Source organism: Frondihabitans sp. 4ASC-45, from assembly GCF_049472575.1.
Classification (GTDB): domain Bacteria; phylum Actinomycetota; class Actinomycetes; order Actinomycetales; family Microbacteriaceae; genus Frondihabitans.
On record NZ_JBCEBN010000003.1, the window covers coordinates 125,944 to 139,146 of the forward strand.

The window sequence follows — 13,203 nt, forward strand, 5'->3', positions numbered from 1 at the left end:
CCGGCGCGGGTCAGCTCCGCAGCGCGAACGCCAGCAGCTCGGGGGCTCGGCGTGAGAACACCCACGACCCGATGGCGACTCCCGCCACCAGCACGACGACTCCGGTGCCGAGGCCCGTCCCGAGAGCGGCCGACGCCAGGTCGCTGCGCCCGTCGAGCGTTGCGACGATCGCCATCACACCGGTCGGCACGCTGAGGAGGACAGCCCCGCCGACGAGCAGCGATTGCGACCAGCCGGCCGCCGAGCTCGTCGACTGGGGTTGCTGGAACGGATCGTCACCGGGGCGGACGGCCGCGTAGGGCAAGGCCGCCGACAGGATGCTCGACAGGCCGAGGCCGCAGAAGAGCAATGAGACGCAGATGCCCAGCTCAGGGCCGTAGGCGGTGTAGTCGCCCCGCAGGGCCACGGCTACCAGCGAGCCAACAAGGGCCAGAGGGATGCCGATGACGAGGGCGGGGGTCAGCCGTCCGAGGCGATCGGGGAGCCCGCGCGTATTCGCCGAGATGTGCATCCAGAGGGCCGTGTTGTCGTAGGCCACGTCGTTGTGGGGCAGGAAGCCGAGCAGCAGGCACATGACCGGCACGGGGATGAGAGCGAGCAGACGCCAGTCGATGCCCGCGATTCCGAGAGGCACGATGAGCACCGGGAGGAACGGGAGGATCACGAGCGACCAGCGGTATCGGGCGTCGCGCACCCAGTACGTCAGGCTGCGCGCGGCGATGGCACCGCCGGGTGTTCCCCGAGTGAAATCGAACCAGCCGAGGCTCACTCGCTCGGCCTCGAGAGTGGGCGCCGGCGGGCGGTGCAGGGCGCGCTCCACCAGCATCCGCCAGACCCACCACAGCACGGCGAGCGTGAGCAGGGCAACGACGACGTCGGCGACCACGCGACCGGTGCTGCCGGTGGCGGCGTGGCCGGGGAGGGCAACCGCGGCACCGAAGGGCGTCGCGGCGAGGAGAGACGCGACGGTGCCGGATCCTCGGTATCCGCCCGGAAGCACGACGCGGATGAGGTCGATCACGAGAGGCACCAGCACGAGGGCGACGACCACGCCTCCGACCGCGAGGAGGTCGCGAGCACGGCGCCCGGTGATCATCGTGTTGATCGTCGAGGCGACCAGCGCGAGGAGGAGTGCCGTGAGCCCCGCGAGAACGGCGGACACGACGGCCAGAGCGGCGATGCCCGACCCTTCGCCGAACGACCGGACGTAGCCGGCGCCGAGGATCAGCAGCGACAGCGTCGGCAACCCGATGGCCCCGGCGAGAGCGAGACCGCCGGCCGCGGCGTCGGTGCCGATCGGGTAGCCGTACAGGCGACGCGGGTCTCCCCACGGTGGGCGTGACGAGGCGAACGGTGCGACGAGGAACGCCACCAGCAGAAGGGCGCCCCCTCCGACGACGAGCGCCTGGACCTCGGGCAGAGGGTCGAAACGAAGACGGCTAGTCAGCGTCGCGACCGCGATCGAGGCCGCGAGCACGATGACAACTCGCACGACCGTGGCGAAGGCCGGACGCAGGCCGAAGCGCACGAGGTTCGCGATCGAGAGCAGCCTCAGTCGGAGAAGCTGTGCAACCATTCCATCCCCTCCGTCGCTGCTCCCCCGCCGGCCAATTCGACGAACCGCTCCTGCAGCGAGCGACCCGCCCGCACGTCGTGGACCGTTCCCTGGGCCAGGACGTGCCCGTCGACGATCACGGCGACGCTGTCGCAGATGCGTTCGACGAGATCCATGCTGTGGCTCGACAGCAGCACGGTGCCGCCGCCGCGCACGTAGCGCTGGAGGATCTCGGTCACGGTCGCGGCCGAAACGGGGTCGACGGACTCGAACGGCTCGTCCAGGATCAGCAGTCGGGGCGAGTGGATGATCGCGGCCGCGAGTGCGACCTTCTTCGTCATGCCGACCGAGTAGTCCATGACGAGGCGTCCGAGGGCGTCCTGCAGGCCGAATGCCTCGGCGAGGTCGGCGGTCCGCTTGCGAGCGGTGGCACCGTCGAGGCCCCGGAGCGTGCCGGCGTAGTAGAGGAATTGCGCCCCCGTGAGCCGATCGAACAGCCGCAGCCGGTCGGGCAGCACGCCGAGCGATCTCTTGGCCTTCGATGACTCCTTGGCGCTCCAGACGTCGTCGCCGAGGATCGTCACGGTTCCTTCGTCGGGGCGGAGCAGCCCGGTCGCTATCGACAGGGTGGTGGTCTTGCCTGCGCCGTTCGGCCCGACGATTCCGTAGAACGAGCCCGCGTGCACGTCGAGGTCGATGTTCTCGACGGCCGTCGTCGCGCCGTAGCGCTTCACCAGGCCCTTGATCGAGAGCACGACGGGCGCGCTCTCGCGAGCGGCATCGGCTGAAGGATCCGACTCGGGCAGCGGGGTCTCGTCGACCTCCGTCTCGGGATCGTCTTCGGCGATCGGGGCAACGGTCGCGTCCGCCTCGGGCTCGGCGTCTCGAGCGGGCTCGGCTTCGGGAGCGGGCTCCGCCTCGGGAGCTTCGTCCGGCTCCGGCTCGACCTGGAGTTCTGCGGGTGCCTCCGGCTCTGCGGGTACCTCCGGCTCTAAGGACGCGATCACGACAGGCGCTTCCGCCGACGGCGACGGCGAGGGCGAGGGCGACGTGCGCCTTCGCGTCGCGGCGGATGCGCGCGGTGCGCGGGCCGGCGTCACACGGACGACCGGCTCGGCCTCGTCGGCGAACGAGTCGGAATCGGCGACGGCTTCGCTCTCGTCGGCTGCAGCCTTGGCCGCCTCGGCCTTCACCTTCGCCGCCGCTTCTTTCGCCGCGGTCGCCTTGGCTGCGGCCGTCTTGGAGGCGGCCGTCGTGCGCGACGCCCCCGCCGGCTTCGAGGCAGTGGTCTTCGCACCAGTCGTCTTCGCGGCAGCCGCCGGGCGGGCGGTCGCGGGCGTCCGTTTCGGCGTGGGCTTGCGAGCGCCCGGGGTCGCCGGGGTCCGCTTCGCAGCCGGTGTGCGCGTCACCGGAACCGCCTTGTCGGCGGGTGCCCCGCCGGTCTCGATCTGGTCGCCCTGCCCGTGTGCGACCCCGCCGTCTGCGCCTTCCGTGTTGCTCACGGTGTCCCCCAATGCACGAGTGGTCGTCGTCCTTCTTCCCGGACGCTCAACCGTAGCAACCGGTCGAGGATCCCGGTCCCCGCCTCCCCGAGGCGAGTCGCCGACGTCACGAATAGGCGACAAACACCTGACAATCCGTCCCCCTATCACGCTTTGCCGGTACTCTCAGATTGCACATCGCTGTGCCGCAGACGACAAACCCCAGGTGTGACGACGACGAACAGTCGGTAACGCACGGGCTGCTCTCGCCCCGGGCGAAGCGCCCGGCCGGGTTCGAACCAGAGGAGACACGCATGAGCACGCAGATCGTTATTTTGGCAGCAGGTATGGGCACGCGCCTCGGCCGCTCCCTTCCGAAGTGCCTCACCGAGCTGGCCGACGGCCGCACCATCATGCAGCAGCAGATGGAAAACATCCGCAGCGCCTTCGGTGCCGACGTGAAGATCACCGTCGTCGTCGGGTACAAGTACGAGCACATCGTCGAGGCCTTCCCGACCGCGAGCTTCGTCTACAACGAGCAGTACGACCAGACCAACACCTCGAAGAGCCTGCTTCGCGCCCTCAAGGCGACCGGGTCGTCGAGTGTGCTCTGGATGAACGGCGACGTCGTCTTCGACCCCGCAGCCCTCACCCGCGCCGTGCCGTACATCTCGTCCGACCAGTCGTTCGTCTCGGTCAACACCTCGAGCGTCTCCGACGAAGAGGTCAAATACACCACCGACGCCGAGGGCTTCATCGACGAGCTCTCCAAGCAGGTCAAGCACGGTCTCGGGGAGGCCGTCGGTATCAACTTCGTCTCGAAGGCCGACAAGGCCGACCTGATTCGCCAGCTCGGTCGCGTCGACAGCCAAGACTATTTCGAGCGCGGCATCGAGCTGGGCATCGAACAGAATGCCCTACGCTTCGTACCGGTGGACATCTCCGACCTCTACGCCGTCGAGGTCGACTTCGCGGAAGACCTCGAGCGCGCCAACCTGTTCGTCTGACGCGTTCGGCGGGGTGTCCTGACGACATAGGACTCCCGTGACGACTTTCCCTCCCTCTTCGAGCACGATCGCCCCGCCCCGAGCGACCGGTCTCGCGCGCTACCGGCAGGTGCTCTGGCTGCTGACGTCGCGCGATCTCAAGGTCCGTTACTCGACGAGTGCGCTCGGCTACCTGTGGTCGATCCTCGACCCGCTGCTGATGAGCGCGATTTACTTCTTCGTCTTCACGGTCGTCTTCAAGCGCGACGTCGGCGAAGAGCCGTACATCGTCTTCCTGCTCAGCGGCCTCCTCGCCTGGCAGTGGTTCACCGGTGGGGTGTCGGATGCCACGAAGGCGTTCACCTCCGACGCGAAGCTGGTCCGGTCGACGAAGATCCCCCGCACCATCTGGGTCAACCGGATCGTGGCCTCCAAAGGCATCGAATTCCTGTTCAGCCTCCCCGTGCTAGCGATCTTCGCTCTGATCACCCGGGCCCCGCTGCACTGGGAGGTGGTGTTCTTCCCGCTGGCGATCATCCTGCAGGCCATCCTCGTCACTGGCCTCGGCCTCATCATCGCGCCGCTCGTCGTCTTCTTCCGCGACCTCGAGCGCGCCGTCAAGCTCATCCTGCGCTTCCTCTTCTACGCGTCGCCCATCATCTACGGCACGAAGAACCTCCCCGAGTCCTTTCACGTGGTCGCGGCGTTCAACCCCCTCAGCGGCATCTTCGGGCTCTACCGATCGGCATTCTTCCCCGATCAGCTCCGACCGCTGGAGGTCGTCGTCGCCGCCCTCATGTCGGTGGTGATTCTGTTCGTCGGGATCCTCGTCTTCCGCGCCTCGGAGCGCGCCGTCTTGAAGGAGATCTGATGGGCGAGAACCATCCCGTCATCCGGGTCTCGGGCGCCGGCATCCGGTACCGCCGCAATCGTCGCGCCCGTCGGTCGTTCAAAGACCTCTTCGCCGACAGCAGCCGTCGCACCAGACCGGGCGAGTTCTGGGCCCTCCGCGACGTCTCGTTCGAGGTACAGCCCGGCGAGTCGATCGGGGTCGTCGGCCGAAACGGCCAGGGCAAGTCGACCCTGCTGAAACTCGTGGCCGAGGTCGTTCTGCCCGATGAGGGACGCGTGTCGGTCGAGAAGGGCGTCGCGCCGCTCATCGAGATCACCGGCGGCTTCGTGGGCGACCTCAGCGTGCGCGACAACGTCTACCTGACCGCGGGCCTCCACGGTATGCGACGGGCCGAGATCGACGAAGCCTTCGATGAGATCATCGACTTCGCCGAGATCGCCGATTTCGTCGACACGCCCTACAAGCACCTGTCGAGCGGCATGAAGGTGCGAATCGCCTTCTCGGTGATCTCGCGCCTCGAAGAGCCCATCATTCTGGTCGACGAGGTGCTCGCGGTCGGCGACCGAGCGTTCCGGGAGAAGTGCTACCGCCGCATCGAAGAGATGCTCAGCGCGGGTCGCACGCTGTTCTTCGTCTCGCACAACGAGAAAGACCTCCGGCGCTTCTGCACCCGCGGTCTCTATCTCAACAAGGGGGCGCTGGTGTTCGACGGCCCGATCACCGAGGCGCTGGCGAGGTACAACGCCGATCTGGCTCCCAAGACCAAGGCGTAATGTCACGAGGATGCGACGATCCAAGAAAGCAGCCCTCGAGAAGGCCGAACTCGACCGAGCCTCTCTCGAGAAGGTCGATCAGGCCGATTCCCGTTCTTCGGCGGTCGACGAGACCTGGGCCGTTCCGATCCAGGGTCAAGAACTGCGCGAGGTCGGTCGTGAGTTGACGCGCGATACCGACAGCCCCAAATGGCAGCGCACTCTGAACCGGGTCCTGACGGTTCAGCACCCGGTCGTCGTCAGTCACGTGCGCCAGCTTCGACGCCGTCACCCGAATCACACCCCGGCGCAGATCCTCCGCACTCTCGAGCGCGAATACCTCGCCGCCGTGACGACGGGTGGGGCCGCGGTGGGAGCGAGCGCCGTCATCCCCGGCATCGGCATTCCGCTCTCCCTCGCCCTCTCCGGGGCCGAGACGGCCTACTTCCTCGAGGCCAGCGCCCTCTATGCCCAGTCGGTGACCGAGGTGCACGGTGTCGCCGTGACCGACCCCGAACGTGCTCGCACCATCGTCATGGCGATGATGCTCGGCGGGCCGGGCGCAGACCTGGTCAAGCAGCTCGCGGGCGAGGCCATCGGCTCGGGCCCCGCGCGATCGGCGTTCTGGGGCGACCTCGTCGCCGAGCGTCTTCCGAAGGCGTCGCTCTCCGGTCTCTCCGGGCTCGTGCGCAAAGAGTTCACTAAGCGCTTCCTCCGCTCGCAGTCGACGTCGATCATCGGGCGCGCGATTCCGTTCGGCATCGGTGCCGTGATCGGTGGCGTGGGCAATCACACGCTCGGTCGCCGGGTCGTCACGAGCTCCCGTACCGCCTTCGGGCCGCCGCCCGCGTCGTTTCCGGTCGAATTAGGATCCTGACCGCCGTCTGCAGTTCCCCGGCACACGGGGTCGTCTGCGCCTCCACAGACCCCCGCCCCTCGGGGTTATCCCCAGCAATTGCGCCCTCCACAGGGGTGCCGGGCCATTCGTCGTAGGCCCCTTTTAGGGTCGTCCCATGAGAAGCCACGCCCCTGCCTACCCCGTCCCGTTCTGGATCGACCGCGACGATGCTCCGCACGTCATCCGCCTCGTCAATATGAGTGACGAGAGGGTCATCAACCTCCGAGCGACCCTGCTCGGGTCGGGCCACCTGGTCCCGCTCGAACCACTGACCCTCGAGCCGGGCAGAAGCGCCCGACTCACCCTCATCGGGGTGGAGAGCACCGACTCGATCGTCGTCGTGCGCTGATTCCGCCCCGATGGCGAGGAGTACCTCTGGCGCATTAGCTTCTGAGGCCGGTGGCGTCGCCGCCGGGTCGCTCCGTCAGTTGGGCTGGCGCCCGGCTCGACGGCGCTGCTCGGCGACATAGTCGGCGGCGCTGAACGCCTCCAGAAGCGCCGGGAGGTGATCTGCGGTGAGTCCGGCGACGAGCTGTGCCGGGTCGATGTCGAGAACTGCCGAGATGCGCACGAGCGTGTGCAGCACGGGGTTGCCGATGCCGCGCTCGATCTTGCCGTAGTTCGAGACGTTCATGCCCGCCAGGTGAGCGACCTCGTCTTGGCTGAGGGCCAGCCGTAGTCGTTCCGCCTTGATCCGTTCGCCGACGAGGCGTGACGCTTCAGAACTGGGAGCAGGCATACCCTACGAATACGGCACCCACGTCAGCATGTCCAGACTATATAAAGAGGCACTCTTTATGCCTCATTTGTATATGCCTTATTCGTGACTAGTCGCGGTGAGAGTCGTCGCCGTCATCTGGCCCCGCCTCAGAAGCGTCACCCGACGGTGACGCCTCCGGGCGCGGGCTCTGTGCCGCGAACTCGTGCCACCGGCTCTCGAGAAGCGCGACGGCCGACTCGAATCGGCGGGTCGCCACCCCCGGAGTCGTGTCGCCGAAGTGGTGTTCGGCCCAGAAGTCGAGGCGCTCCCGCGCGTCGGAGTCGAGAAGCACCCGGTCGACCAATCGAACGATGTCGCTAGCCTGATCGGCCGTCACCCACTCGGCCGACCCGAGGTAACCCCCCTCGTCGACCTCGGCCTCGGGTGAGACCGGTCGTGCAATAAGCAACGGTCGACCTGTGGCCAGCCGGTCGTAGACCATCGCCGAGATGTCGGTGATCGCGACATCGGCCGCAGCGAGCTGCCAGCCGAGGTCGGGTCCGTCGTCGAAAAGGTGACCAGCAGTGGGATCCTTGCGGTTCGCCTCCTCGATCAGACGCTTGATGCCCTCGTGAGCCGCGCGATAGTCGGGGTCGCGCACCCCGCTGCGCGGATGCGGCCGATAGACGACCCGGTGCCGGCCGGTCGCCAGCAGCGCCGGCACGAGCGCCGAGTGCGACGCGATCGACCCGTACGCGGCGGCGGGGCGGTCGCCCTCCCAGGTCGGAGCGTAGAGGACGACGATGCGGCCGTCGGGCGTATAGGGCAGTGCGCCAGCGAAGTGGTCCGCCTGGGGGCGCCCGATCAGAATGGCCCGACGGTCGAGGTCGTAGTCCCAGAGCTTCGCGCCGAGCCGCTGCAATGCCGCCTTGCCTGCGACGAACGCGTAGTCGTACGTCTTGAACTGGTTCGTCGTCATGTACATCTTGTCGCTCTCGCCATGATTGACGAAGACGTGCCACATGCGCCCGTATCGCATCATCTGGAAGTTGCGAGAGTTCTGGTTGACGTACAGGGTCATCGCGATCGGCTGCGATTCGACGAAGGCCTCCAGGTCGGCGACCTGGCGCGCATAGGCCACCGGAACCGGCGACTCGTCCAGCAGCGCCAGCATCGTCGCGGGGCTTCGCACGACGATCGCAACCGGGGTCGTCTTGTTGAGATGCGCCAAAGGCGCGTACCACTGCCGAATTTGATAGAGATTCACCGGCCCGTCGGCGAAATAGACCGCGACGCGCACGACACCCGGCCGAGGCGCTGCCAGGGTCAGGTCGCGTTTCGCCAGCTGCTTGCGCGTGCGACGGGCGCGCACCGAGCGTTTGACCAGCCCGAGGGCGAGACCGAGATCTCGAACGATCGGCATCAGGCTCCTTCGAAGTGGTTGACGGCGGTGGCGGCACCGGCGACGGGTCTGGTGGCCCGACCGATTCCGCTCTCTCTCAGCATTGCAGAACCCGCCTTAGAGAATCGGAGCGCGCCCGGCGCGGGTCATCCGGATGACCGTCCGCCAGCCCATCGACCGGCGCCCCCCGGGAGCCGAAGACCACCCCTCTCGGAATCCAGCGAGCCAGGGGCGCATGCGGTCGGGTCGACGACCCCACCGCACCAGGGTCACCAGAGTCCAAGATCCGACGTAGACCGGCACGAGAGGCCACGGCAGATTGCGCTTGGCCAACCACACGCGATTGCGGGCGTTGAGCCGGTAGTACTGGCTGTGACGCGCCGGGTCGATGGCGGGATGGTGAGCCACTAGGTCGCCCGCGTACCAGACGCGCAGGCCCTGCGCCCAGACCCGCCAGGCCAGCTCGATGCCCTCGTGGGCGTAGAAGTAGGGCTCTCCCCAGCCGCCGCACGCGTCGAACGCGCTCCGACGTAGGAGGGTCGCGCCCTCCCACACCGAGAAGACGTCACTCGAGTCGGTGGCCGGCCCCTTCTTCAGACGAGGGATCCATCGGCGCGGGTCTCCGACACCGCGCGGGTCGGTCACGCGCGGCTGAAGCAGGCCGATGTCACCCGCTGTCTCGACGAGGGCGATCGCGTCGGCCAGGAAGGTGTCGGAGGCGAGGGCGGCGTCGTCGTCGAGAAAGAACACGTAGTCACCCGAGACAGCCTCCGCCCCCCGGTTGCGCCCGGCTGAGATTCCGACGTTCTCAGGGAGCACGAGCGATCGGACGCCGCCCGGAAGCGTGCCGGGATCAGCCCCGTTGCCCACGCAGACGATGTCGAGCTCGACGTCGATCTGCCGCAGGACCGACTGGAGCCCGGCCCGCAGGTCGTCCGGTCGACGCCCCTGGGTCAGGCTGACGACGCCCACCGTCGGCCGGACAGGCGGCGAAACGCTCAGGATCGCACCCGCTTCGACGACATGATGGCCACGAAGTGCCCGACGAGGGCGAGCAGCGACAGCGGCGTGAGGATCTGGAGGAGAAGACGGTCGGCGTGCATCTGACCGACGAAGATGCCGACGATCGACACCACGAAGATGATCATCGTGAGCTCGACCGAGTGATACAGCCGATGGAACGGCACGAAGCGGGCAGCTCGCCGCAGCCGCGCCAGAAGGCGACCGCTCGGCACGGTCACTCCCCCGCGCTTGTCTTCGAGCTTGTCGAGACCGGCGTTCGCCCGGGCGACGTGCACCATGTCGTTCAACGCCTTGTTCAAGACGATGATCAGCGCCAACGTCAACCCGAGGGTGGTCCAGAGGAAGTCGGCCGGGGCCTGGAACGGGAATCCCGCCGCCCGGAACCCCAGCATGACCGGAATGAGCGCCTCGGTCGTGTAGTGCCCGACCTTGTCGAGGAACACCCCGGCCGGCGACGACGTGCCGCGCCAGCGGGCCACCTCTCCATCGCAGCAGTCGATCAGCATCTGCACCTGCCCGAGTACGAGAGCGAGCAACGGCCCGGCAATACCGGGAATCAGCAGCGAGAAGGCGGTCGCCCACCCGGCGAGAATCATCAGCCCGGTGACACCGTTGGCCGAGATGCTCGTGCGCAGCAGCACCCAGGTCAGGTACGGCGAGATGTCACGCAGGTAGAGCGAGGCGGTCCAGTGCTCGGCATTGGCCCGGCTCCGCACCTCCGGTGGTTGCGCGACGCGCTTGAGCTCGGCGATCGACGAGGGTCTCGATCCGGGCGAAGGCGACATTCTTACCTTCCGACGTGGGCGGTGATGTTCTTGGTCAGCGAGAGGAACCCGGCGACAAAGCCGAGCCCCCAACCGAAATGGATGCAGGGCAACACTACGAGAAACCACAGTCTCGTCCGTGCGTCTTCCTCGCGGGCGGCCGTCAGAGTGGCCACGACGACGAACACGAGATAGACGGCCGGAACGGCGAAGCCGACGAGCAACCACCCCGCCCAGGATCCGAGGACGGCGCCGATGATGCCGACGATGCCGACCAGTGCACCGACACCCACCCCGAGCACCATCGCGGGCGGTACGAGGTAGCGGAGCGAGTTGGCGAGCTTGAATCGGCGCACGAGCTCACCGCGCCAAATACCCGTGGCGACGAACTGGCGGACGAGCTTGCCGAGACTCGGCCGGGGCCGATACGTCACGGTCAGGGCGGGGGTGAACCACACGGTGCCGCCCGACGCGCGGAGGCGCCGATTCAGCTCCCAGTCTTGACCGCGCTTGATGTCTTCGTCGAACAGGCCGACCTCGATCAGGCGACTGCGTCGGAAGACACCCAGGTAGGCCGTCTCGGCCGGGCCCTCCTTGCCTCCCACGTGATGCGGAGTGCCACCGAGACCGACGCGGCTACCGTAGGCGCGCGCAACGGCCTTCTCGAAGGGGGTGCGCCCCTCCGCGTGCATGATGCCGCCCACGTTGTCGGCCCCGCTGCGGAGAAGGGTCTCGACGGCCAGCCGCGTGTAGTCGGTGGGGAGCACGGAGTGCGCATCGACGCGGACGGTCACGGGGAACCTCGAGGCGAGGATCGCGACGTTCAGGCCCGCGGGAGTCGAGCCGATCGGATTCGGGACCGATCGGATCCTCGGGTCGGCCTGAGCCAGTCGCGCGACGACCTCGTTCGTGCCGTCGACGCTCGGCCCGAGGGCGAGGAGCACCTCGAAGGGGCCCTCGTGATCCTGGGCGATGAGCGACGCCACCGCCGACTCGATCTCGTGCACCTCGTTCAAGACGGGCATCACATATGAGACGCCGACGGTGCGACTGTCGACCGAGTCGCCGCCGAGGGCATCGTCACGATCGTGGGTGCTCATGTCGTCCTGGCATGGGTTTGACGGTCGGCCGGGCGCCGTCCGGGGAAATCCGGACGAGCTTACCAGGGCGTCTCCGTCCGGTTGCCGGGCGTCATCCCTTGAGCGTGCCGAGGGTCACCGTCAGCGACTTGGTGCTGCCATCGCGGATGTACGTCAGCGAGGCCGTTGAACCGCCCGCGAGAACGCGCACCTGGGCCGAGAGATCGGTGCCGCTGGTCACCTGAATGCCGTCGAACTTCGTGACGACGTCGCCGGCACGGAGGCCCGCCTTCTGAGCGGCGCCACCCGAGGTCAGGGTCTTGATGAGGGCACCGGTCTGCGTCGCCGACGTGTCGCTCGTCGCGTCGTCGACGGAAGCCCCGAGAAGGCCGTGCGTCGCCGATCCGGTGTCTTTGATGTCGTTCGCCACGCGCTCGACGAGCTTCGACGGGATCGAGAACCCGACCCCGATGCTGCCAGCGGCACTGCTCGACGACGACGATCCGCCGGCGCTGGCGATAGCCACGTTGATGCCGATGAGCTTGCCGTCGGTGTCGAGCAGGGCACCGCCCGAGTTGCCCGGGTTGATGCTCGCGTCGGTCTGGATCACGGGGAGTGCGATGGTCGATGTCGTCGAACCGGAACTGCCCTGGCCGTTGTCGAAGCTGAACGGGCCCTGGCCGTTGTTGTCTTGCGAGCCGCCCGAGGTGTCGCCGCCCGTGTCGGGGACGGCCGACGAGGCGACCGTGATGCTGCGGTTGAGGGTCGACACGATGCCGTCGGTGACGGTGTTCGAGAGCCCGAGGGGGGCGCCGATCGCCACGGTCGTGTCGCCGACATTGAGTTTGGACGAGTCGGCGAACGTGATGGGAGTGAGGCCGGTCGCGTCGATCTTGATGACCGCCAGATCGACGAGAGGATCCGTACCGATCACCTTGGCGGAGTACACCCGGCCACCCGAGGTCGTCACCGACACGGTTCCGGTCGAGCTCGCTCCGTCGAGGGTCACCACGTGGGTGTTCGTGACGATGTAGCCGTCGCTCGTGAGGATGACGCCCGAACCCGTGCCACCCGAAGAGCCCGACGTCACGCCGATGGTGACGACCGACGGGGTCGCCTTCGCCGCCACCGCGGTGATCAGCGACGCGTCTTTGTAGTGGCCGATCGAGAGGGTATCGCTCGTTCCGCCGGTGGCCGCAGTCGCACCACGACCGAGAAGGGCATAGCCCCCGGTGGCAACGAGAGCGCCGATGACGGCGGCCACCGCGGCGACCGCGACGAAGCCGCCCAGGCCGCTTCGCTTGCGCCGAGAGGAGGCGGGGCGCTGCCAGACATCGTCGGAACCTGCTTCGGCGGCCGGCTCGGGCGCGCCGTTCTCTCGGAGCGTGCCGAAGGCCGAGGAGTGAGCTCCCGCGTACGGGGCGTGCGACAGCGACGGCGGCGCCTGGTGCACACCGGAGGTCGGCGCGGGTGCGGGACGTGTGTCGGCCAGAGAAGAGGGGGTCTCACCGGGGAGAGCCGGTGCGCCGACCGGGGCCTGCCACGGCGAGCGCTGCTCGGGGACGACGGGTGAGGTCGTGTCGGCGAGGGGCTCCGTCGGGTTCGTCTCAGACGAACCCGGGTTGTCGGAAGGGCCGGCGTTCTCGGATGAACGGTCGTTCTCGGAAGAGCTGTCGCTGCCGGGGAACTGACTCATGCGCGGAGGGATCC

At 67.9% G+C, this 13,203-nt stretch carries 13 protein-coding genes; 5 read left to right on the top strand and 8 right to left on the bottom strand.

Annotated features, from left to right (window positions below; all coding sequences use genetic code 11):
• Nucleotides 1-10: 10 nt before the first annotated feature.
• Together VH571_RS06775 and VH571_RS06780 are read right to left on the bottom strand one after the other, a co-directional pair.
• Nucleotides 11-1,576: a hypothetical protein gene (locus VH571_RS06775; protein ID WP_423263860.1), complete on the bottom strand. Its 1,566-nt coding sequence runs from the start codon at nt 1,574-1,576 to the stop codon at nt 11-13.
• Nucleotides 1,552-3,057, bottom strand: coding sequence for an ABC transporter ATP-binding protein (locus VH571_RS06780; protein WP_423263861.1), 1,506 nt, complete (start codon nt 3,055-3,057; stop codon nt 1,552-1,554). Before VH571_RS06780 ends, VH571_RS06775 begins: the two co-directional genes overlap by 25 nt.
• Before the next feature lie 293 nt (nt 3,058-3,350).
• Between VH571_RS06780 and VH571_RS06785 the strand changes: the two genes are divergently transcribed.
• The 5 genes from VH571_RS06785 (at nt 3,351) to VH571_RS06805 (ending at nt 6,874) form a co-directional block, all read left to right on the top strand.
• Complete coding sequence (locus VH571_RS06785; RefSeq protein ID WP_055962958.1) at nt 3,351-4,043, top strand: NTP transferase domain-containing protein; 693 nt, start codon at nt 3,351-3,353, stop codon at nt 4,041-4,043.
• A gap of 37 nt (nt 4,044-4,080) precedes the next feature.
• The gene (locus VH571_RS06790) at nt 4,081-4,893 is read left to right on the top strand and encodes an ABC transporter permease (RefSeq protein WP_423263862.1); all 813 of its coding nucleotides are present in this window, start codon (nt 4,081-4,083) and stop codon (nt 4,891-4,893) included.
• Nucleotides 4,893-5,648, top strand: a complete 756-nt coding sequence (locus tag VH571_RS06795) for an ABC transporter ATP-binding protein (RefSeq protein ID WP_055962961.1) — start codon at nt 4,893-4,895, stop codon at nt 5,646-5,648. The genes VH571_RS06790 and VH571_RS06795 overlap by 1 nt, the downstream gene beginning before the upstream one ends.
• Before the next feature lie 10 nt (nt 5,649-5,658).
• Entirely contained in the window at nt 5,659-6,504 is an 846-nt protein-coding gene (locus VH571_RS06800; RefSeq protein WP_423263863.1) for a hypothetical protein, read from the top strand.
• 136 nt (nt 6,505-6,640) lie between these two features.
• Nucleotides 6,641-6,874 (top strand): hypothetical protein, encoded by a 234-nt coding sequence (locus VH571_RS06805; protein WP_423263864.1) that lies wholly within the window; start codon nt 6,641-6,643, stop codon nt 6,872-6,874.
• Between the two features lie 75 nt (nt 6,875-6,949).
• Here VH571_RS06805 and VH571_RS06810 read toward each other — a convergent pair whose 3' ends face one another.
• The 6 genes from VH571_RS06810 to VH571_RS06835 form a co-directional block, all read right to left on the bottom strand.
• Entirely contained in the window at nt 6,950-7,264 is a 315-nt protein-coding gene (locus VH571_RS06810) for a helix-turn-helix domain-containing protein (protein WP_123942767.1), read from the bottom strand.
• 88 nt (nt 7,265-7,352) lie between these two features.
• Nucleotides 7,353-8,648, bottom strand: a complete 1,296-nt coding sequence (locus VH571_RS06815) for a CDP-glycerol glycerophosphotransferase family protein (protein WP_423263865.1) — start codon at nt 8,646-8,648, stop codon at nt 7,353-7,355.
• 96 nt (nt 8,649-8,744) lie between these two features.
• Entirely contained in the window at nt 8,745-9,599 is an 855-nt protein-coding gene (locus tag VH571_RS06820) for a glycosyltransferase family 2 protein (RefSeq protein ID WP_423263866.1), read from the bottom strand.
• 26 nt (nt 9,600-9,625) lie between these two features.
• On the bottom strand, nt 9,626-10,435 hold the full coding sequence (locus tag VH571_RS06825; protein WP_055962971.1) for a CDP-alcohol phosphatidyltransferase family protein: 810 nt from the start codon (nt 10,433-10,435) through the stop codon (nt 9,626-9,628).
• A 2-nt stretch (nt 10,436-10,437) separates the two neighbouring features.
• On the bottom strand, nt 10,438-11,514 hold the full coding sequence (locus tag VH571_RS06830) for a glycosyltransferase family 2 protein (RefSeq protein WP_123942774.1): 1,077 nt from the start codon (nt 11,512-11,514) through the stop codon (nt 10,438-10,440).
• A 91-nt stretch (nt 11,515-11,605) separates the two neighbouring features.
• Nucleotides 11,606-13,189, bottom strand: coding sequence for a trypsin-like peptidase domain-containing protein (locus VH571_RS06835; protein WP_423263867.1), 1,584 nt, complete (start codon nt 13,187-13,189; stop codon nt 11,606-11,608).
• Between the last annotated feature and the right edge of the window lie 14 nt (nt 13,190-13,203).